Source organism: Streptococcus mitis (genome assembly GCF_905187535.1).
GTDB lineage: Bacteria > Bacillota > Bacilli > Lactobacillales > Streptococcaceae > Streptococcus > Streptococcus mitis_BS.
The window spans coordinates 178,932-200,255 of record NZ_CAJJIE010000004.1 but is presented as its reverse complement, the minus strand read 5'-3'; the positions used below and the strand labels follow the sequence as shown (position 1 = coordinate 200,255).

General features: G+C 35.0%; 17 protein-coding genes and 3 tRNA genes. 10 read left to right on the top strand and 10 right to left on the bottom strand.

The genetic code is table 11. The features are described from left to right. Window positions 1-22: 22 nt before the first annotated feature. From ychF to htrA, 6 genes are all read right to left on the bottom strand, one after another. Window positions 23-1,138 carry a redox-regulated ATPase YchF gene (gene ychF, locus JQ841_RS02060; protein WP_203179970.1) on the bottom strand — a complete coding sequence of 372 codons (1,116 nt, stop codon included), beginning with the start codon at window positions 1,136-1,138 and terminating at the stop codon, window positions 23-25. Between the two features lie 83 nt (window positions 1,139-1,221). Further along, window positions 1,222-1,416 (bottom strand): DUF951 domain-containing protein, encoded by a 195-nt coding sequence (locus JQ841_RS02055; protein WP_042751911.1) that lies wholly within the window; start codon window positions 1,414-1,416, stop codon window positions 1,222-1,224. A 64-nt stretch (window positions 1,417-1,480) separates the two neighbouring features. After that, window positions 1,481-2,617 (bottom strand): DNA polymerase III subunit beta, encoded by a 1,137-nt coding sequence (dnaN, locus tag JQ841_RS02050; protein WP_203179969.1) that lies wholly within the window; start codon window positions 2,615-2,617, stop codon window positions 1,481-1,483. 158 nt (window positions 2,618-2,775) lie between these two features. Then, window positions 2,776-4,137, bottom strand: a complete 1,362-nt coding sequence (dnaA, locus tag JQ841_RS02045) for a chromosomal replication initiator protein DnaA (protein WP_203179968.1) — start codon at window positions 4,135-4,137, stop codon at window positions 2,776-2,778. Window positions 4,138-4,350: 213 nt separating this feature from the next. Next, on the bottom strand, window positions 4,351-5,109 hold the full coding sequence (locus JQ841_RS02040) for a ParB/RepB/Spo0J family partition protein (RefSeq protein ID WP_203179967.1): 759 nt from the start codon (window positions 5,107-5,109) through the stop codon (window positions 4,351-4,353). A gap of 57 nt (window positions 5,110-5,166) precedes the next feature. Next, a complete protein-coding gene (gene htrA / locus JQ841_RS02035) occupies window positions 5,167-6,348 on the bottom strand; it encodes a serine protease HtrA (protein WP_203179966.1) in 1,182 nt (393 codons plus the stop codon). A gap of 183 nt (window positions 6,349-6,531) precedes the next feature. On the opposite strand from htrA, the gene rlmH reads away from it, so the two are divergent. The 7 genes from rlmH (at window position 6,532) to JQ841_RS02000 (ending at window position 9,709) form a co-directional block, all read left to right on the top strand. Beyond that, window positions 6,532-7,011, top strand: a complete 480-nt coding sequence (gene rlmH, locus JQ841_RS02030; protein ID WP_203179965.1) for a 23S rRNA (pseudouridine(1915)-N(3))-methyltransferase RlmH — start codon at window positions 6,532-6,534, stop codon at window positions 7,009-7,011. A 43-nt stretch (window positions 7,012-7,054) separates the two neighbouring features. Further along, a tRNA-Arg gene (locus JQ841_RS02025) sits at window positions 7,055-7,128 on the top strand. Window positions 7,129-7,292: 164 nt separating this feature from the next. Continuing rightward, window positions 7,293-7,418 carry a competence-stimulating peptide ComC gene (gene comC, locus JQ841_RS02020; protein WP_143952663.1) on the top strand — a complete coding sequence of 42 codons (126 nt, stop codon included), beginning with the start codon at window positions 7,293-7,295 and terminating at the stop codon, window positions 7,416-7,418. Between the two features lie 20 nt (window positions 7,419-7,438). Beyond that, a complete protein-coding gene (gene comD / locus JQ841_RS02015) occupies window positions 7,439-8,758 on the top strand; it encodes a competence system sensor histidine kinase ComD (protein WP_203179964.1) in 1,320 nt (439 codons plus the stop codon). After that, entirely contained in the window at window positions 8,755-9,507 is a 753-nt protein-coding gene (comE, locus tag JQ841_RS02010; protein WP_000866062.1) for a competence system response regulator transcription factor ComE, read from the top strand. Before comD ends, comE begins: the two co-directional genes overlap by 4 nt. A 51-nt stretch (window positions 9,508-9,558) precedes the next feature. Then, window positions 9,559-9,630, top strand: a tRNA-Glu gene (locus tag JQ841_RS02005). A 5-nt stretch (window positions 9,631-9,635) separates the two neighbouring features. Then, window positions 9,636-9,709, top strand: a tRNA-Asn gene (locus tag JQ841_RS02000). A gap of 40 nt (window positions 9,710-9,749) precedes the next feature. On the opposite strand, the gene JQ841_RS01995 is transcribed toward JQ841_RS02000, so the two are convergent. Further along, a complete protein-coding gene (locus JQ841_RS01995; RefSeq protein ID WP_203179963.1) occupies window positions 9,750-10,292 on the bottom strand; it encodes a TetR/AcrR family transcriptional regulator in 543 nt (180 codons plus the stop codon). A gap of 127 nt (window positions 10,293-10,419) precedes the next feature. Here JQ841_RS01995 and JQ841_RS01990 point away from each other — a divergent pair, with 127 nt between their 5' ends. Continuing rightward, complete coding sequence (locus JQ841_RS01990) at window positions 10,420-13,062, top strand: YhgE/Pip domain-containing protein (protein WP_203179962.1); 2,643 nt, start codon at window positions 10,420-10,422, stop codon at window positions 13,060-13,062. Window positions 13,063-13,091: 29 nt separating this feature from the next. Here the strand turns inward: JQ841_RS01990 and JQ841_RS01985 are convergent, their stop codons facing one another. Further along, the gene (locus JQ841_RS01985; RefSeq protein WP_203179961.1) at window positions 13,092-15,635 is read right to left on the bottom strand and encodes a YfhO family protein; all 2,544 of its coding nucleotides are present in this window, start codon (window positions 15,633-15,635) and stop codon (window positions 13,092-13,094) included. A 58-nt stretch (window positions 15,636-15,693) separates the two neighbouring features. Next, window positions 15,694-17,316, bottom strand: a complete 1,623-nt coding sequence (locus tag JQ841_RS01980) for an ATP-binding cassette domain-containing protein (protein WP_000958767.1) — start codon at window positions 17,314-17,316, stop codon at window positions 15,694-15,696. Between the two features lie 205 nt (window positions 17,317-17,521). Here JQ841_RS01980 and trpS point away from each other — a divergent pair, with 205 nt between their 5' ends. Then, complete coding sequence (gene trpS, locus JQ841_RS01975; protein WP_203179960.1) at window positions 17,522-18,547, top strand: tryptophan--tRNA ligase; 1,026 nt, start codon at window positions 17,522-17,524, stop codon at window positions 18,545-18,547. A gap of 151 nt (window positions 18,548-18,698) precedes the next feature. Beyond that, window positions 18,699-20,177, top strand: coding sequence for an IMP dehydrogenase (guaB, locus tag JQ841_RS01970; RefSeq protein WP_000073418.1), 1,479 nt, complete (start codon window positions 18,699-18,701; stop codon window positions 20,175-20,177). A gap of 55 nt (window positions 20,178-20,232) precedes the next feature. Here the strand turns inward: guaB and recF are convergent, their stop codons facing one another. Further along, window positions 20,233-21,324, bottom strand: coding sequence for a DNA replication/repair protein RecF (recF, locus tag JQ841_RS01965; protein WP_203179959.1), 1,092 nt, complete (start codon window positions 21,322-21,324; stop codon window positions 20,233-20,235).

Genomic DNA, 21,324 nt, shown 5'->3' with positions numbered 1-21,324 from the left:
TTGACACTATTTATTAAATTTCTTATACATTAAAGCGGAATTCCATGATATCGCCATCTTGAACGATATATTCTTTTCCTTCTTCACGCAAGCGTCCAGCTTCTTTTACGGCCTTTTCAGATCCGTATTTCACTAGATCCTCATATGACATGGTTACTGCACGAATAAAGCCTTTTTCAAAGTCTGAGTGGATAATACCAGCTGCTTGAGGAGCCTTCATACCACGTTTGAAGGTCCAAGCGCGAACTTCTTTTTCACCAGCTGTGAAGTAAGTTCCCAAGCCAAGCAAATGGTAAGCTGCACGAGTCAACTTGTCAACTCCTGATTCTGTCAACCCAAGTGCTTCAAGAAACTCTTGCTTGTCTTCTTCGTCTAACTCAGAAATTTCTTCCTCAGCACGCGCAGAAATAACGACTACTTCAGCATTTTCTGTCGCTGCAAATTCTCGAATTTGTTTAACATAGTCGATAGAGTCAGGTTCTGAAACCACATCCTCATCCACATTGGCAACATAGAGCACTGGTTTAGTCGTCAACAAGAAGAGACCTTTGACAACCTTGTGTTCCTCATCTGTAAATTCAATAGTTCGAGCTGATTTCCCATCTTCAAGGACTGGTTTAATCTTTTGAAGAACATTGAATTCTGCTACTGATTCTTTATCTTTTTGCGTACGTGCCATCTTTTCTACACGCGCATAACGCTTATTAACTGATTCTAAGTCAGCAAGAATCAATTCCAGGTTAATGGTGTCAATATCTGCAAGTGGATCTACAAAAGCGTCTTCCCGTCCTTGCTCGCGCATAACATTTTCATCATCAAAAGCACGAACTACATGAACAATCGCATCTACTTCACGGATATTGGCCAAGAATTTATTCCCTAGCCCTTCTCCTTTTGATGCACCTTTTACAATCCCTGCGATATCTGTAAATTCAAAAGTTGTTGGAACTGTCTTTTTAGGAGTAATCATTTCCGTCAATTTTTGGAGACGTTCATCTGGAACTTCTACCATTCCAACGTTTGGATCAATCGTCGCAAATGGGTAGTTTGCTGCCTCTGCTCCTGCTTTTGTAATTGCATTAAATAGTGTTGATTTACCAACGTTTGGCAAACCAACGATACCTGCTGTTAAAGCCATATTTCTCATTCTCCGTTTTCATTTCAATCCCTAATATTATAACACAAAAAGGGAAAACTTGCTAACCCTCTAACTAAGGGCTATCAGTCAATAATTTTATTCATTTTTCGATCAAAATCATAGCGTCCCATCATAACAATATGGTCACAATTACTGCATTTGATTTTGATATCTGCCCCAACACGTGTAATTTCCCAACGATTGGCTTTTTTACCAGTTGACTTGATTGTACAAGCATGTGGCTTTTTCATCTCAACAAAATTTCCAACTTGATACATACTACTCTCCTTTTCTTTTTCGATTATATCATAAAAGAGGCGAGCTAGGCTCAACCTCTTTCACTTAATTTGTACGAACTGGGGTGATAAGTTGCATGAAATCCTCTTCAGTATCAGCTGGCACAAGAGTAAATGGACGAACAGCTGAGATAAAGCTAATGGTCACCTTTTCGCTATTTAAAGCCTTAAGGGAATCAATCAAGTAAGTTGGGTTGAAACTAATGGTCAAATCTTCACCAGTCACCTGATCAGTATCGATTTCTTCGTTTACTTTACCAACTTCTGGAGAATGAACATGGGCGCTAACAACCCCATCTTTAATTTCAAGTTTCACAGTACCATTTTGAGTCGCACTTGATAAAAGACGAGCACGTTCCATTGACTGGCGTAAGTTTACCACATCAAAAGTAATAGTAGTGTTAAAGTCTGTTGGAATCAAGCGATCTGTATCAGGATAATTTCCTTCTAGGAGACGAGTATAGAAGCTAATATTTTCGCTTCTAAAGAGGATTTGGTTATTGGCAAAGAAAATCTCTACAGTTTCGATATCATCTGCAAATACCGCTAAAAATTCGCGTAAAGAACGGCTAGGAATCACGACATCAAAATCATCACTATTTTTTTCAAGAGTCAATTTTTTCTGGCTTAGACGATGAGAGTCTGTTGCCACTGTTTTGAGCTCCTTGTGTTGACTTAATACAAAATGAACACCTGTTAAAATTGGACGACTTTCTTGTGTACTTGCAGCAAATGCTGTTTCATTGATAATTTTCTTGAGTAATTTAGTTTCAAGAATTAAAGGAGTGCTTGCTGAAATTTCTTGGATTCGTGGATATTGTTCACTATCTTTTCCTTTTAGGGTAATTTCTGATTTGCCACTGGTTAAAACAATTTGATTTTGTTCAATTTCTTTAAAATCAAGAGTCACATCAGGTAGACTAGATACAACATTGATAAAGAAAGAAGCTTCAAGAAGGATCGAACCTAAAGAAGTAATTAACAAACCAGCATCTTCATTTTTTTGAGAAATAAAATTTTCAATTGAAATTTGACCATTTGAACCAATTAAAGTAACACCTTCATTAGTCACGTCAATTTTTACGGTTGATAAAATAGGAATAGCATTTTTAGAACTTATAGCTCTCTTAGTAGTATTTAATGCTTGTAGAAATAAATTTTTATTAATTGAAAAATGAATCATGGATTCTCCTTTATTTATTTTTAGTATTAGAAGGATAATAGTAATAATAGAGTCTGTGAAATATGTGGAAAACAGACTTTAAACAAGTCATATCAAGTTTTTTGGCTTGTTTAAAAAGTGTGGATAAAAAAGATAAAAAAGCCAAAGTTATCCACAAGTTATTTGATTTTCTTTTTGATTGATTCAATTTCTAAACGTAAATTATCGTCTTCATCAATCAAAGATTTAATTTTGGCATGGGCATGAATGACTGTTGTGTGATCTTTACCACCAAATTCCTTCCCAATTTTTGGAAGACTATTATCTGTTAGTTCTCTAGATAAATACATGGCTACTTGACGGGCTAAAACAATATTTTGAAGGCGTCTACTTCCCTTCATTTCTTTGACACTGACACCATAAAAGTTACCAACTTCATTTTGGATTTTATCAATTGGGATGACGAGCATTTGGTTAACATCTTGTTTACGTGCTCTAATAGCCTCTGCAGCGATATCGATAGTGATATCCTTAATCTTCTTCACTCGGGCAATTAAAGTGATGTCGTTGATTGCTCCTTCAAGTTCTCGGACGTTTGAATCAAATTGACCAGCTAGGTATTCTAGGGTATCACTTTGGAAATGGTAGTCTAAATGCTCTGTTTTACTTTGTAAAATGGCAATACGTGTCTCAAAGTCAGGTGGTGTGATGTTTTGCGTCAAGCCCCAGCTAAAGCGCGTGACAAGCCTTTCTTCAAGTCCCTCTAAGTGTTTAGGACTACGATCACTGGTTAGAACAATTTGTTTTTGATTGCTATGGAGAACATTGAAAGTATTGAAAAATTCTTCCTGAGTTGCAACTTTTTTTCCACTCAGCGACTGGATATCATCAATTAACAAGAGATCAAGGCTACGGTAAGTTTTTTTGAACTTTTCCATTTCACCAAGTCTCAGATGTTCAAGAAAATCGTTGATAAAGCTTTCAGCAGGAATGTACTTAACACGCGCATCAGGAATATTTTTCAAAATCTCATTCCCAATGGCATTGAGTAAGTGAGTCTTCCCAAGCCCAGGTCCTCCATAGATAAAAAGAGGATTATAGGTCAAGGCTAAATCTTCAGAGACAGCCAAAGCGGCTGATACTGCCCAAACATTTCCATCCCCTTGGATAAAATTATCAAAGGTATACTTTTCTTTTAATCCAGTATCCGAATAAGGAATAGATGCTAACTTTGGACTGTAGTCATAAAGAGTTGAATTTGTAGCTTCCTCAACTTGTGATATAGTCGTATCTTGAGGTTTTGTGAAAATATAGTGGGGAGTTATTTCAGCATCATAAATCTCAAAACCAGCTACTACAATGATATCTTTTAGTTGTTTTTCCCAGACCATTTCCATTTCAGATCGTGGTAAAAATATAGTGGCAACATTTTCCTCTACCTTGATGAGTTCAGCTTGAATAGCATAGAAATCATACATGGATCGAGTCAGTCTTTCTTGAGCAAATTCTAATATACGATTCCAAAATTGTTTTTCTTTCAATCCTTTCTCCTCCTTTACTATTTAAAAGTTTAATGCTAGACTTATTTTACCATAGATAGCAAGAATTTTCCACAAGCTGTGAAAAATAATCCACAATGTTATTAAGTTTTATCCACAGGTTGGGGATAAAATCAGAAACTATTGATTTATTAAGTTTTTTATTGAAAAAAAATAGTGGATAACCTTGTGAGATAAAAAAATAAAAGAACAGCCTTATTTCAGGCTGTTGATAATTCTATTGTATTCTTCTTGATTTGAAAAAGAAATAATGATTTTTCCACTATCTTTTTTAGACATTTTGATTTCTACATCTAATCCGAGTAGTTTTTTTAACTGTTCTTCTTCATTTTGTATGAAATGATTCGTTTTTTGAAGTTTCTTTTGTTTTTTCTCTGTCAGAAGAGCTTCTAACTTCCTTACAGAAATGTCTTCCTCGATGATTCGTTGAAAGAAATAGTCTTGTTGTTCCTTATTCACCCCAACTAGAGAACGCGCATGAGCTTGTGATAGTTTGCCATTTTCAACTTCTGAGAGGATCTGTTCTGGCAAGGAAAGCAAACGAATGGAGTTGCTGATATATGGACGAGACTTCCCCATTTTATCTGCAATTTCAGCATGGGTAAATCCCTTCTCTATGAGAGATTCATAGGCGCGTGCTTCTTCTATTGGATTTAAATTTTCTCTTTGTAAATTTTCAATGATGGACTGGACCATCATCTCTTGATCTGAGAGTTGTTTAACAACAGCTGGGATAGACGTTAGACCAGCTAAAAGTGAAGCCCGATAGCGTCTCTCTCCTGCAAGGATTTCATAACCAATAACAGGAGATTGACGAACAATAATCGGTTGAATGACTCCATTTTCTTTTATAGATTGAGCTAGTTCATCTAGTTTTTCTCTATCAAATTCTTTTCGAGGTTGATAGGGATTTTTTTGTATATCTGTGATAGAAATCATTTCAAATTTTTCCATGATTCTACACTAACACATCTTTTCTCTTATGTAAAGATTTCTTTACATAGATGTCAATTAAGATTCTAAATCACCTGAACTCTTGTCAAGTTTAATAGATGTAGTTTCTTCTTTACCGTTACGATAGTAAGTTATCTTAATGGTGTCTCCGATAGAATGATTGTAAAGAGCACTTTGTAAGTCTGTTGATGAAGCAATCTCTTTGTCATCTACTTTTGTAATAACATCATATTTTTCAAGGTGACCATTGGCAGGCATATTACTTTGTACAGAACGAACAATTACACCAGATGTTACACTGCTTGGAATATTCAGTCTTCTAATATCACTTGTATTAATATTTGAGAGATTGACCATTTGGATGCCCAAAGCTGGACGAGTCACTTTTCCGTTCTTTTCTAACTGTTCAATAATATTGATAGCATCATTTGCAGGAATTGCAAAACCAAGACCTTCTACAGATGTTCCTCCATTTGTGGCAATTTTACTTGATGTAATTCCGATAACCTGTCCTTGAATATTGATCAGTGGGCCACCAGAGTTACCTGGGTTAATAGCAGTATCAGTTTGGATGGCTTTTGTAGAAATGGCTTGTCCATCTTCAGATTTTAAAGATACATTTCGATTGAGACTAGATACGATACCTTGAGTGACAGTATTTGCATATTCAGAACCTAATGGGCTACCAATAGCAATAGCAGTTTCTCCTACGGTTAACTTGCTAGAATCACCAAATTCAGCTACTGTTGTCACTTTTTCTGAAGAAATTTTGACAACAGCAATATCAGAGAAAGTGTCAGCTCCGACGATTTCTCCAGGTACTTTAGTTCCATCTGACAAACGAATATCTACTTTGCTGGCACCATTTATAACGTGATTGTTGGTGACAATATAAGCTTCTTTGTCATTCTTTTTATAAATAACCCCAGATCCTTCACTAGAGATTTGCTGAGAATCTGTATCTGTATCATCATTGCCAAATACGCTATTTTGTCTGTTAGCTGAATAAGTAATAACAGAAACAACAGCGTCTTTTACTTTGTTAACAGCCTGTGTTGTTGAATTTTCGTTCTTATAGGCAGTCTGTGTAATAGTACTATTGTTGTTGGAGTTACTTACAGTACTTTTCTGAGTTAGTTGGTTTATTGAAAAACTCCCCAAGGCTCCACTAATAAAGCTAATGACGATAACGACTAATAATTGAAACCATTTTTTGTAAAATGTTTTGAGATGTTTCATATTTGCCTCCATATGTTTTAAATTAATGAAAGTATAAACTGACTAGCTTAATTATAACTTAAAAATAAAAGTTTTTCACAGATTGTGGATAACTTTCAAAAATCTGTGGTTTTCTCGGCTAAAATTAACCTTTTATTTTGTGAATAAGATGTGAAAAAATAGAGAATATGTTAGAATAGACTCATGAAAATTAAAGTTGTAACAGTTGGGAAACTGAAAGAAAAGTATTTAAAAGATGGTATCGCAGAGTATTCAAAACGAATTTCTCGATTTGCTAAGCTTGAAATGATTGAGCTAGCAGATGAAAAAACACCAGATAAGGCCAGTGAGTTAGAAAATCAAAAGATTTTAGAAATAGAAGGTCAGAGAATTTTATCAAAAGTTGGTGACCGTGATTTTGTTATTGCGTTAGCTATTGAAGGAAAAACTTTCTCTTCAGAAGAATTTAGTAAGCAATTAGAAGAAGCTTCTATAAAAGGATTTTCTACTCTTACATTTATTATTGGAGGAAGTCTGGGATTAGCACAGGATGTAAAAAATAGAGCTAATCTTTCTGTTAGTTTTGGCCGCTTAACCTTGCCACATCAGTTAATGAGACTAGTCCTTGCTGAACAAATCTATCGCGCTTTTACGATTCAGCAGGGCTCTCCCTATCATAAATAGAAAATTGACTTTCAATTGGATTTTTGGTAGAATAGCTGTATTAGGTCTCATAGCTCAGCTGGATAGAGCATTCGCCTTCTAAGCGAACGGTCGCAGGTTCGAATCCTGCTGGGATCAATATAGTAGCAAAGCTGGGAATTTTCCCGGCTTTTTTCTTAAAAAAGTACACTTGGGGAGAAAAAAATGACAGTTGAGAGAATTTTATCTAAAATGAAATTTCATTTTGTATAATAGTTTTTGTAAGTTATCTTACAAGAAAAAACATTTTAGGAGATTTTATTATGAAAAACACAGTTAAATTGGAACAGTTTGTAGCCTTGAAGGAAAAAGACTTGCAGGAGATTCGAGGTGGGGATAGTAGGATATCAAAATACCTCCGTGATTTTATTTTCCCAAGAAAAAAGTAATGAAATAAGGGGAAAGAGTAATGAATTTATTTGGATTTGGGATAGTTATTGTTTATTTTTTTATCGTTAGCAAAAGTTATGAACGGATTTGTAAAATAACTAAAAAAGAGCATATAGTTTTTTTATGCTACACAGGTATATCAGTTTTTATACTTGAAGAAGTTGCTAGTATGTTATATAGAGGTGGTTTTAGTTTAGTTAAATTTTTATTTCCATTAGTTATATATTTTTATTTAAGAAAATTTAAGATATATGAAACATACAAAGGAATTTTTATTAGTATACTATTATCTTTGTTATATAATGGTACCCATACTTTTATATCTGTAACGTTATCTTCAATTATAGGAGATTATTTAGTATCCCAGCATGAAGAAATTTTCTATTTTATAGTTCTATTACTAACTTATTTTTCAATCAAAAAAATTATTACTTATTTCCATTTGGAACTAAACTATTTTGACAAAGACTATCTATATCCTTTCTTGAAAAAAGTATTTTTTGCTTTACTACTTCTACATGTTGTATCTTTCATTTCAGATATAGTAAGTACGATTAAACATTTGAATAGTTTTGGAAGTATTTTATCATCTATTGTCTTTATCTCTTTACTTTTGACCTTTTTTGCAATGAATTCGCATAAAGAACAAATGGAGAAAGAGATTGCTTTGAAGCAGAAGAAATTTGAACAGAAACATTTACAGAATTATACAGATGAAATTGTCGGTCTGTATAATGAAATCCGTGGTTTTCGACATGACTATGCTGGTATGCTTGTTAGTATGCAGATGGCAATTGACAGTGGTGATTTACAGGAAATTGACAGAGTTTACAATGAAGTTTTGGTCAAAGCAAATCACAAACTGCGTTCAGATAAGTACACTTACTTTGATTTGAACAACATAGAAGATTCAGCTTTACGAAGTTTGGTTGCTCAGTCAATTGTCTATGCTCGAAATAATGGTGTAGAGTTTACACTGGAAGTAAAAGATACGATTACCAAGCTCCCAATTGAACTATTGGATTTGGTCCGTATCATGAGTGTTTTATTGAATAATGCTGTCGAAGGATCGGCTGATAGCTATAAAAAACAAATGGAGGTAGCAGTTATTAAGATGGAAACTGAAACAGTTATTGTGATTCAGAATTCATGTAAAATGACGATGACTCCTTCAGAAGATCTATTTGCCTTAGGATTCTCCACTAAGGGAAGAAATCGCGGAGTAGGATTAAATAATGTAAAAGAACTACTAGATAAGTACAACAATATTATTTTAGAAACAGAGATGGAAGGCAGTACATTTAGACAAATTATTAGATTTAAGAGGGAATTTGAATGAAAGTTTTAATTTTAGAAGATGTTATTGAACATCAAGTGAGACTAGAGAGAATACTGGATGAAATTTCGAAAGAATCGAATATTCCAATATCATACAAGACAACGGGAAAAGTCCGTGAATTTGAAGAATACATTGAAAATGATGAAGTAAATCAGCTTTATTTCCTAGATATCGATATTCATGGAATTGAGAAAAAGGGATTTGAAGTGGCTCAGCTCATTCGTCATTACAATCCTTACGCTATTATCGTCTTTATCACCAGTCGATCAGAGTTTGCGACTCTAACCTATAAATACCAGGTATCAGCCCTAGATTTTGTTGATAAGGATATCAATGATGAGTTGTTTAAGAAGAGAATTGAGCAAAATATCTTCTACACGAAGAGTATGTTACTTGAAAATGAAGATGTGGTAGATTATTTTGACTACAATTACAAGGGAAATGATTTAAAAATCCCTTACCATGATATTCTATATATTGAAACGACAGGAGTCTCTCATAAATTGCGCATTATTGGTAAGAATTTTGCAAAAGAGTTTTATGGTACCATGACTGATATTCAGGAAAAGGACAAACATACTCAGCGATTTTATTCTCCTCATAAGTCATTTTTGGTAAATATAGGCAATATCAGAGAAATTGATCGAAAAAATCTAGAAATTGTTTTCTATGAAGACCATCGTTGTCCTATTTCAAGATTAAAAATTAGAAAATTAAAAGATATTCTAGAGAAAAAATCTCAAAAGTAATTGACAATTAGCAAGAAATTGATATAATGGTTATATCTGCTACAGATAGAAGGTCCGTTGGTCAAGGGGTTAAGACACCGCCTTTTCACGGCGGTAACACGGGTTCGAATCCCGTACGGACTATTTTATCCGCCATAGCTCAGTTGGTAGTAGCGCATGACTGTTAATCATGATGTCGTAGGTTCGAGTCCTACTGGCGGAGTATAGATAAAAGGGAACATAGTGTTGTTCCCTTTTTTGTATCAATTTATATCACCAAGCATCTTCATAAGGAAGTCTGTTATTTCTTGAGGACTTTCTTTTTTTCCATGTGCAATCCAAGTTTGGCAGACACCAAAAAGTGCATGAGTTAGATATATGCTACTATATTCTAATTCAGTGGTGTTGAGATTCAGTTGCATAAAGCGTTTTTGTAAATCTGTGCTGAGCATGATATGAAGTTTATTTCGTAAGAAATTTTGGATTTCTTTAGTCCCATTTTCAGAAAGAAGGGCAGCCAGAAGTGGTTCTGACTCTAGATATTCAAAGACTTCTAAAATAGCATCTTTTTTGTGATGAGCATGTTTTTGAAAAATATATTCAAATGTATGAAATAGCTTGCTTTGATAGTGCTCAATCATATCATACTTATCCTTATAGTGAGTATAGAAGCTGGAACGACTAATTCCGGCTTTTTCTGCTAACTTGACAGTAGAAATTTGATCAAATGGTTGTTCCATTAGTAATTGTACCATAGCATTTTCAATAGTTCGCTTTGTTTTTAAGCGTTTATTACTTTCTTTCATATTTCCTCCTTGTAAACAAATTAGACTATATGTCTAAAAATGGATTTTTTATCTTGTAATTTAGATTTTTTAATGTATAATCTATTATATCAAAATTTTAGACAATATGTTTAAAAAAGGAGAAACTATGTTTAAAGAATGGAAAGCAATTTTTAAAAAACCAACCTTTATTATTGTCATGATAGGAATTTCTCTTATTCCAGCTCTGTACAATATCATATTTTTGTCCTCAATGTGGGATCCATATGGGAAATTATCTGATTTGCCTGTGGCAGTTGTCAATAATGATAAAGAGGCTTCCTATAATGGTAACACTATGTCTATAGGGAAAGACATGGTGTCCAATTTAAAAGAAAATAAAACCTTGGATTTTCATTTTGTAGATGAAGAGGAAGGTAAGAAGGGCATAGAAGATGGCGATTACTATATGGTAGTGACTTTACCAAGTGATTTATCTGAAAAAGCAGCTTCTATTTTAACGAACCATCCAGAGCAAATGCAAATCGATTATCAGACTTCAAGTGGTCATAGCTTTATTGCAAGCAAGATGAGTGATTCTGCAATGACACAATTAAAGCAGAATGTTTCTACCAATGTAACCGAGACCTATACTAAAGCTTTATTCAACAAAATGGTCGATTTAAAGGATGGTATGAGTCAGGCAGCTTCTGGTAGTGAAAAATTAACTGATGGAGCGAATCAGTTAGTAGCAGGAAGTCAAACATTAACTACTAACCTACACTCTTTAGCCGATTCAAGTTTAACATTTTCAAATGGAACGGAGCAGTTTACTAAAGGATTATCCTCTTATGTTTCTGGTGTTGAACAACTTCATCTTGGCTTAGGGAATTTTAATAGTGGTTTAGTTACATATACTGGTGCAGTGAGTCAATTAGATAGTGGGTTAGGTCAATTATCTTCTAAAAGCCCTGAATTAGTGAGGGGAATTAATCAATTATATACTGGTGTAGAATCTTATACTGGCGGTGTTTCTAAGCTCAATGCTGGTCTTAATCAATTTTCATCTGGTGTTAGTGCCTATACAAACGGAGTGGGAAATCTTGCAACAGGTGCTAATCAGTTATCTAATCAATCAGCTACACTTCGAATGGGGGTGGAGCAATTAAATGAAGGAATTCAACAACTTTCTAGCAAGTTAGATGCTTCATCTGAGCAAAAAGATCAAATTAATCAATTATCCTCTGGTATAAATCAGTTAAATCAAGCCATTCAAAATATTGATGTTGGAGATACAAAACAATTAGATTCTGTTTTATCAAGTATAGTATCTCTTTCTAATCAAATGTTAGCAAGTGCTCAGTCTGATAAAGCGACTACATTAGCAAATATTCAATCAACAGCAGCTTATCAATCATTGACAAGTGAGCAACAAGCTGAGATAAGCGCTTCTGTATCTCAAAATTCGACTGATAGTATTCAATCGGCTCAGTCAATTATAGCTTTAGTACAAGGTTTACAGGGAAGTTTAGAAAACTTACAAAATCAATCTTCAAATCTTTCGACATTAAAAAATCAAGCTAATCAAGTATTACCGCTTGCTTCTACTTCTTTGACAGGATTGTCAAGTGGATTAACAGAAATACAGGGAGCAGTGACGAGTAAATTAGTTCCTGCTAGTCAGTCGATTACATCGGGTGTAAATGCATATACTGCAGGTGTTGATAAAGTTTCTCAAGGCGCAAGTCAACTAAGTGAAAAAAATTCTACCTTGACAGGTAGTTTGGACAAACTAGTTTCAGGGTCAACTACCTTGACACAAAAATCTTCTAGCTTGACAGCAGGAGTTGGTCAATTAGTTGAAAAAACTCCAGAATTAGTATCAGGTATTGAAAAATTATCAACCGGATCCAATCAATTGAATCAAAAGAGTCAAGAATTGATAGCAGGAGTTGATAAATTACAATCAGGAACTAGCCAATTAACAGACAAATCCAGTCAGTTACTTTCAGGTGCTTCTCAATTAGAGAATGGAGCTAATAAATTGGCAGATGGGTCTGGGAAACTAGCAGAAGGTGGAACAAAGTTAACTTCTGGCTTGGAAGGTTTACAGACAGGACTTGCTTCTTTAGGACAAGGATTGAGTAATGCCAGTGATCAACTCAAATCAGCATTTACGGAATCTAAAAATGCAGAGATTTTATCAAATCCTCTCAGTCTTTCCAAAACAGACAATGATCAAGTTCCTGTAAATGGAGTTGCAATGGCTCCTTATATGATATCAGTTGCTCTCTTTGTTGCAGCAATATCAACGAATATGATCTTTGCGAAGTTGCCTTCAGGACGTCATCCAGAGAGTCGTTGGGCTTGGTTGAAATCTCGAGCAGAAATAAATGGTATTATAGCTGTTTTGGCAGGAATTTTGGTATATGGAGGAGTTCATCTTATTGGTCTAACGGCTAATCATGAGATGAGAACATTTATTCTCATTATCCTAACAAGTTTAGTATTCATGTCCATGGTGACCGCTTTAACAACATGGAATAGCCGTATAGGAGCTTTCTTTTCTCTTATTTTGCTTTTATTACAGTTAGCATCAAGTGCAGGTACTTACCCACTTGCTTTGACAAATGATTTCTTTAGAGCTATTAATCCTTGGTTACCAATGAGTTATTCAGTTTCAGGATTACGACAAACAATCTCTATGACAGGAAATATTCATCACCAAGTTATTTTCCTTGCTGTGATATTAGTACTATTTATTGGTTTAGGTATGCTAGCCTATCAACCTAAGAAAATGGAAGGAGATTAAAAAATCGACCGATTAACTGGTCGATTTTTTTATGCCTTAGATGACTTTCGTCTGTGATTATAGATTCCAAATAGTAAGAGAGAAGTAAAGGAACAGATTGCTCCAGTAATAAACCCATTAGGAATAAAGGAAAGTGTAATAGTTCCTTTCCCCTTAGGAACGTCAACTTTCATAAAGCCAGTTTGAGCTTGTTTAATTTCTATTTTCTTACTATCTTGGTAGGCAGACCAACCTTTGTCATAAGGAATGGTGAAGAAAACAGACGTATCTTGTTGGACATCATATGTAGCAAAAACCTTATTTTTAGAAGTCGATACCGTTACTGGTTGTTCTTTAATTTTTTGAATTGCCTCAGTTAAAGTTTGGGTATCTAAACGGTAGAAGGTAGGAGATTCAAATGATACTTGTGAATTTCCAGGGAAACTAACATGAATATTGAAAGTTTTTTTCTCTTTTGTATAGCCTAGATTAAAGAAGGAGAAGGCATTATCAGTTGTAAAAATCTTTTTTTCACCATTGACAAGAATGTTAACCTTCTTTTGTTTATCATTAGAAAAGTGAAGGTTTGTGAAAGAAAGATAAACTTGGCTGTTTTCTGGTACTTCAATTTGATACTGGATTGCTGCATCCTCATTTGAAGAACTTGTAACACTGATCAAATCATCAGTATTTTCTGTTTTTTCATAAGGGATTGGAGAAAAATAATCAAAATCGACGTTAGCAAGTTGATTTAAAAATGAGGCTTGATTATCCAAAGTGTGTTCATTGAACTTGACATCATTGTAAACAGATTGACTAGCAAAGGCAATCGGAAGAGAGAATTGATTTTCATATAGGGTAAGATTATCTTTTTGATATATATCTTGGAAACCATACTTATCAATAGGATTTTCTGAGATATTGTATTGGATACCAAATAAACTATCAGACAAAATGCTATTATTGGCATAACGGAGATTGAGATTGGTCCCAGAGGATTTAAACCCAAGCTTATCCAAAGTAGAGCTTGCTGAACGATTTCGAACAGAAGAAAATTGAGAGATTCCATTGTAGTTGAATTTCATACTGTCATTTCCTGTCTGAGTTTCTAGTTTTTCAGTACGAGTAAATTGATTTCCAATATATGTTGAAATAGATTCCATAGCTGGGATATCTCGATTATAAGCACTTCGAGAAGCAAATCCCCATTCCTTAGCAATTCCGTCCATTTGAGATGAAGCATTTAAGCTCATTTCAACCATTATAAATAAAGAGATTAGAATAGCAAATAGATTTACAGAGATAAACTTTTTGATAACTGCAAGGAGTAAAAGAGAATAGACAACTAAAAATTCAAGAGTAAGTAGAATATTCAAATCTGTTAAAAAAGAATAATGCGATTTTAGATAGATAGTAGCTAAAAATCCTGTTACAACAAGAAAAATCGAAGCTAAAAAATTCCAGACTTTAATTTCTTTCAGACGATTTAAGACTTCTGCTGCTGTGTAAATTAACAAGGTAGAGAAAATCCAAGCATAGCGATGTAAAAACATATTTGGAGTATGCATACCTTGCCAAAATAAATCAAGCATTTCTATATAAAAGCTTGCAATTAGAGATGCAAAGAAAATTGCATAGATAAGTTTCACGTGAAACTTAATAGATTTCATCGTAAAAAATAAAATGGTTAAAACAAAGGGAAGTAGTCCAACAAAAATCATTGGGATAGCCCCATACTTTGTTGTATCAAAGGAACCGATGAATTGCTTAGCAAAGAGATCAAGATACCAGCTACTTTCAGTTTGAAACTTTGTAACTTCTGTCAATTTTTCCCCATGTGTCTGTAAATCAAATAGAGTAGGAAGAGTCATAATCAAACTGGCCATTCCTGCTAAAAAGGAAGTAACAATAAAATCAAGAAAAGATGATTTTCGAGTCTTAAAATCCCACGAAATTTGACAGAGATACCAGAAAATAAGAAACAATACTGTCATATAGCCAAAATAATAGTTTTGAATAAACAAGATTGACAGACTTGTAAAGTATAGTAGGCGCTTCTTTTGTGTTATAAGTATATGTAAGCCAGTTATAACTAAAGGAATTAAGATAAAAACATCTAACCAAGTTTTTATCTCTAGTTGACTAACAGAGAAACTCATCAGAGCATAGGAAGTAGATAAAGCTAGTTTTAAAGCCTTAGGAATCGATTGAAATAATTTATTTAAACTAAAGTAAGTTGACAGTCCAATCAATCCAAATTTTAAGAGAGTTGTCAGATAGACAGCATCTGGCATATTCGACAGATTAAAAAAGTAAACTAGAGGTGAAAGGAAACTTCCTAAGTAATAACTAGATAGGGCATAGAAATTTAATCCGAGGCCACTTGTAAAGGTGTAAAACAGACTACCATTTCCATGCAGGATATTTCGTAAAGTTACATCAAAAATAACGTATTGATGAAACCCATCTCCTAATAGTGGAGATGTCTCGCTGTTCCAGTAGATACCTTGAGATAGATATACTCCTGTCATAATCAATAAGGGAATGATGAAAGAAACAAAATAGGTCCAATATGTTTTAAAAAATAATTTCATGTTACCTCATAAAATGTTAGAAAACTCAGTTGGTTAATCCAACTGAGTTTTGAAGTTTTTAGTCTTTCCAAAGTTCTTTTACTTTTGCTTGTACTTCTGCATTTTCTAGGAATTCATCATAGGTTTCATCGATACGGTCAATGACGCCATTTTTGGACAAGACAATGATATGGTTAGCTAGAGTTTGAATAAACTCGTGGTCATGGCTAGCAAAGATGATTGATTCTTTAAAGTTTTTCAATCCATCATTCAAGCTTGAGATAGATTCCAAGTCCAAGTGATTGGTTGGATCATCAAGTACAAGGACATTTGATTTCAAGAGCATAAGTTTTGAAAGCATGACACGCACTTTTTCTCCCCCTGACAAAACGTTTACAGGTTTGTTAACTTCATCTCCAGAGAAGAGCATACGACCGAGGAAGCCACGTAGGAAAGTATTGTCATCTTCTTCTTTACTTGCGAATTGACGCAACCAGTCAAGGATTGACTCTCCTCCTGCAAAATCTGCCGAGTTATCTTTTGGCAAGTAAGAACGGCTAGTAGTTACTCCCCACTTGACAGTTCCTTCATAGTCAATGTCCCCCATGATTGCACGAATTAATGCAGTCGTTTGGATGTCATTTTGTCCAATTAGCGCTGTCTTATCACCTGGACGTAAGATAAAGCTGATATTATCTAAAATAGTCTCACCATCAATCTTTACAGATAGATTTTCTACTGTCAAGAGATCATTACCGATTTCACGTTCCGCTTTAAAGTTGATAAATGGATATTTACGACTAGATGGTACAATTTCTTCAAGTTCAATTTTATCAAGCATTTTCTTACGTGATGTTGCTTGCCTTGATTTAGAAGCATTGGCAGAGAAACGAGCAACGAATTCTTGCAATTGCTTAATTTTTTCTTCTGCTTTGGCATTACGGTCTGCTAGCAATTTAGCAGCGAGTTCAGAAGATTCCTTCCAGAAGTCATAGTTTCCGACATAGAGTTTGATTTTTCCAAAGTCAAGGTCGGCCATGTGAGTACATACTTTATTTAAGAAGTGACGGTCGTGGGATACTACGATAACTGTGTTATCAAAATCAATCAAGAAGTCTTCTAACCAAGTAATCGATTGGATATCCAAACCGTTTGTCGGCTCGTCCAAAAGAAGAACATCTGGTTTACCAAACAGTGCTTTGGCTAGGAGAACTTTTACTTTTTCACCGTTGGCCAATTCGCTCATGTTTTGGTAGTGTAATTCTTCTGGAATGTTTAGGTTTTGAAGTAGTTGAGAGGCTTCACTTTCTGCTTCCCAGCCCCCAAGCTCGGCAAATTCTCCCTCGAGTTCGGCAGCACGCACTCCATCCTCATCTGAGAAATCTTCCTTCATGTAGATAGCATCTTTCTCCTTCATGATGCTATAAAGTTTTTCATTTCCCATGATAACAACATCAATGGCACGTTCATCTTCATAGTCAAAGTGATTTTGACGAAGAACAGAGAGACGTTCATCTGGACCAAGAGAGATGTGACCAGTAGTAGGTTCGATATCTCCAGCTAAAATTTTTAAAAAGGTTGATTTTCCGGCACCATTAGCACCGATCAATCCGTAAGTATTTCCTTCTGTAAATTTGATATTGACATCATCAAAAAGTTTGCGATCACTAAAACGTAGTGAAACATCAGATACTGTAAGCAATGTTTTTCTCCTATATATGTAATATATTTATTCTACTAGAAAATACGGAAATATTCAAATTTTTATCTGTCAATTTTGTGTAAATTAAATTTACAGCATACTTTACACAAATCCGTAAATAGCAAGGCTGATTTATTTTGATAAATTACGGTTATTTCATTAAAAAAATGCTATAATTGAAGGGACTATATCGAAGGAGAACAAAATGACTAAACCCATTATTTTAACAGGAGACCGTCCAACAGGAAAATTGCATATTGGACATTATGTTGGAAGTCTCAAAAATCGAGTATTATTACAGGAAGAGGATAAGTATGATATGTTTGTGTTCTTGGCTGACCAACAAGCTTTGACAGATCATGCTAAAGACCCTCAAACCATTGTAGAGTCTATCGGAAATGTAGCTTTGGATTACCTTGCAGTTGGATTGGATCCAAGTAAATCAACTATCTTTATTCAAAGCCAAATTCCAGAATTAGCTGAGTTGTCTATGTATTATATGAATTTAGTGTCATTAGCACGTTTGGAACGAAATCCGACAGTCAAGACAGAGATTGCTCAGAAAGGATTTGGAGAAAGTATTCCGACAGGCTTCTTGGTCTATCCAATCGCTCAAGCAGCTGATATCACAGCTTTCAAGGCTAATTATGTTCCTGTTGGGACAGATCAGAAACCAATGATTGAGCAAACTCGTGAAATTGTTCGTTCTTTTAACAATGCATATAGCTGTGATGTCTTGGTAGAGCCGGAAGGTATTTATCCAGAAAATGAGAGAGCAGGGCGTTTGCCTGGTTTAGATGGAAATGCCAAAATGTCTAAATCACTCAATAATGGTATTTATTTAGCTGATGATGCGGATACTTTGCGTAAAAAAGTAATGAGTATGTATACAGATCCAGATCATATCCGCGTTGAGGATCCAGGTAAAATTGAAGGAAATATGGTTTTCCATTATCTAGATGTTTTTGGTCGCCCAGAAGATGCTCAAGAAATTGCTGACATGAAAGAACATTATCAACGAGGTGGTCTTGGTGATGTGAAGACCAAGCGTTATCTACTTGAAATATTAGAACGTGAACTTGGTCCTATTCGTGAGCGCCGTATTGAATTTGCTAAGGATATTGGAGAAGTTTATAATATGCTTCAAAAAGGTAGTGAAAGAGCGCGTGAAGTTGCGGGTCAAACCCTATCTGAGGTTAAAGGAGCAATGGGACTTCATTACTTTAACTAAGTTTATTTTACAAGAAACTATCATTTCTATCTCAAAGAAAAGATAGTTTTTTATTTACCCCTGTAATATTTGACAAATTTTTATAGAATGGTATGATAGATACAATATAAAAAGAGTCAAGCTCAAAAAGAAAGAAAAGAGGAAACTTCGAATGTCTAATTGGGACACTAAATTTTTGAAAAAAGGTTTTACCTTTGATGATGTATTGCTTATTCCAGCTGAAAGTCATGTGTTGCCTAACGATGCAGATTTAACAACTAAATTGGCAGATAATTTGACTTTAAATATCCCAATTATTACCGCTGCTATGGACACAGTAACAGAGAGTCAAATGGCTATTGCTATTGCTCGTGCAGGTGGTCTCGGAGTTATCCATAAAAACATGTCAATTGCTCAACAAGCAGACGAGGTTCGCAAGGTAAAACGTTCTGAAAATGGAGTTATTATTGATCCGTTCTTCTTGACGCCTGAACATACAATTGCTGAAGCAGATGAGCTTATGGGACGTTACCGCATCAGTGGTGTTCCAGTTGTTGAAACACTTGAAAATCGTAAATTAGTTGGTATTTTAACAAACCGAGATCTTCGTTTTATTTCAGATTATAACCAACCAATCTCAAACCATATGACTAGTGAAAATCTTGTTACTGCTCCTGTGGGTACAGATCTTGCAACAGCTGAGAGCATTCTTCAAGAACACCGTATTGAAAAACTTCCTTTGGTAGATGAAGAAGGTCGTCTTTCTGGTTTGATTACTATCAAAGATATTGAAAAAGTTATTGAGTTTCCAAATGCTGCTAAAGATGAGTTTGGTCGTCTTCTGGTTGCAGGTGCAGTAGGTGTTACTTCAGATACATTTGAACGTGCAGAGGCTCTTTTTGAGGCAGGCGCGGATGCGATTGTTATTGATACTGCGCATGGTCATTCTGCAGGTGTCTTGCGTAAAATTGCTGAGATTCGTGCTCACTTCCCAGATCGTACTTTGATTGCTGGAAATATTGCTACTGCTGAGGGAGCGCGCGCACTTTACGAAGCAGGTGTAGACGTTGTCAAGGTTGGTATTGGACCAGGTTCTATCTGTACTACTCGTGTAATTGCAGGTGTTGGTGTTCCACAAGTAACAGCTATCTATGATGCTGCAGCTGTTGCGCGTGAATATGGTAAAACGATCATTGCTGACGGTGGAATCAAGTATTCTGGAGATATTGTAAAAGCTCTTGCTGCTGGTGGGAATGCAGTTATGCTTGGATCAATGTTTGCTGGAACAGACGAAGCACCAGGTGAAACTGAAATCTTCCAAGGACGTAAATTCAAGACATACCGTGGTATGGGTTCAATCGCAGCAATGAAGAAAGGTTCAAGCGATCGTTACTTCCAAGGTTCTGTCAATGAAGCAAATAAACTTGTTCCAGAAGGAATTGAAGGTCGTGTTGCTTATAAAGGAGCGGCAGCTGATATAGTCTTCCAAATGATTGGTGGTATTCGCTCTGGTATGGGTTACTGTGGTGCAGCTAACCTTAAAGAACTACACGATAATGCTCAATTTATTGAAATGTCTGGTGCTGGTTTGAAAGAAAGCCATCCTCATGATGTACAAATTACGAATGAGGCACCAAATTATTCTATGTAAAAGAAATAAAAAGAACTCCCATGAAAACAGGAGTTCTTTTACAATATTGTCAATTTTAGTTTACAGCAACTTGACCATTTTGAATAGCGAAAACACTTAGATTTTCTGGTAGATTTTGAAGATGGTCTAAGCTTGTTGTTGTAATAAAGGTTTGGATTGATTGAGAAATCGTTTCTAATAATTTTAGTTGTCTGGTATTGTCAAGTTCGCTCATAACATCGTCAAGTAGTAATATTGGAGATTCTGTAGTAGTACTTTCCATTAACTCGATTTCTGCTAATTTTATAGAAAGGACGAGACTACGATGTTGGCCTTGACTCCCAAAACTAGCGTCCATCCCATTTATATAAAAAGAAATATCATCTCGATGAGGACCGACACCAGTATTCTTTTTAAATAAATCTCTGGATCTACTTTTTTCTAAAGCAATTTTGAAAGATTCGGATAAGTCTTCTTTGTCAGTTATCTTGACAGAAGATTGATAAGATATTGACAACTCTTCAATCTGGTTAGAGAGTTCAAAATGTTTCTTACGCCCAAATGATTCTAGTTTTTTTATGAAATCTAAGCGGTGATTCATTACACGACATCCATAATCAACTAGCTGATCATCCAATACTGAAAGGAAGGTTTCATCTATTTTCTGAGCTGATTTTAGATAAGTATTTCTTTGCTTTAGGATGTGGTTATAATTGGTTAAGTCAGATAAGTAGATTGGCTTAATTTGTCCAAGTTCCATATCAATGAATTTCCGTCGAACCGAAGGTGCTCCTTTAATTAGTTGTAAATCTTCAGGAGCAAATAAGACAACATTCATGTGTCCTACATAATCTGAAAGGCGTGCCTGTTTTAAATGATTAACTTTTGTCACACGACCTTTTTGTGTTAGTTCGATTTCTAGGGGAATGGATCCAGTTTTTTTCTGAACAAGACCTGAAAGATGAAGTTGTTCCTCATCAAAATGAATGAGATTTTTATCTGTTCGAGTTCGATGACTACGCGTTAAGGCTAAAAAATAGATAGCCTCTAGCATATTTGTTTTTCCTTGTGCATTGCGTCCTAAAAAGACATTCAATTTAGGATTAAAGTCTATTTTCGTCTCTTTGTAGTTACGAAAAGTCTTGAGAGATAGGTTTTGTAGCCACAT

Coding starts and splice junctions, on each gene's coding strand:
- guaB (WP_000073418.1), top strand. CDS start 18,699: ATGTCTAATTGGGACACTAAATTTTTGAAAAAAGGTTTTACCTTTGAT.
- dnaN (WP_203179969.1), bottom strand. CDS start 2,617: ATGATTCATTTTTCAATTAATAAAAATTTATTTCTACAAGCATTAAAT.
- JQ841_RS01985 (WP_203179961.1), bottom strand. CDS start 15,635: ATGAAATTATTTTTTAAAACATATTGGACCTATTTTGTTTCTTTCATC.
- comC (WP_143952663.1), top strand. CDS start 7,293: ATGAAAAACACAGTTAAATTGGAACAGTTTGTAGCCTTGAAGGAAAAA.
- JQ841_RS02040 (WP_203179967.1), bottom strand. CDS start 5,109: ATGGAAAAATTTGAAATGATTTCTATCACAGATATACAAAAAAATCCC.
- JQ841_RS01990 (WP_203179962.1), top strand. CDS start 10,420: ATGTTTAAAGAATGGAAAGCAATTTTTAAAAAACCAACCTTTATTATT.
- recF (WP_203179959.1), bottom strand. CDS start 21,324: ATGTGGCTACAAAACCTATCTCTCAAGACTTTTCGTAACTACAAAGAG.
- comE (WP_000866062.1), top strand. CDS start 8,755: ATGAAAGTTTTAATTTTAGAAGATGTTATTGAACATCAAGTGAGACTA.
- htrA (WP_203179966.1), bottom strand. CDS start 6,348: ATGAAACATCTCAAAACATTTTACAAAAAATGGTTTCAATTATTAGTC.
- ychF (WP_203179970.1), bottom strand. CDS start 1,138: ATGGCTTTAACAGCAGGTATCGTTGGTTTGCCAAACGTTGGTAAATCA.
- rlmH (WP_203179965.1), top strand. CDS start 6,532: ATGAAAATTAAAGTTGTAACAGTTGGGAAACTGAAAGAAAAGTATTTA.
- trpS (WP_203179960.1), top strand. CDS start 17,522: ATGACTAAACCCATTATTTTAACAGGAGACCGTCCAACAGGAAAATTG.
- comD (WP_203179964.1), top strand. CDS start 7,439: ATGAATTTATTTGGATTTGGGATAGTTATTGTTTATTTTTTTATCGTT.
- JQ841_RS01995 (WP_203179963.1), bottom strand. CDS start 10,292: ATGAAAGAAAGTAATAAACGCTTAAAAACAAAGCGAACTATTGAAAAT.
- JQ841_RS02055 (WP_042751911.1), bottom strand. CDS start 1,416: ATGTATCAAGTTGGAAATTTTGTTGAGATGAAAAAGCCACATGCTTGT.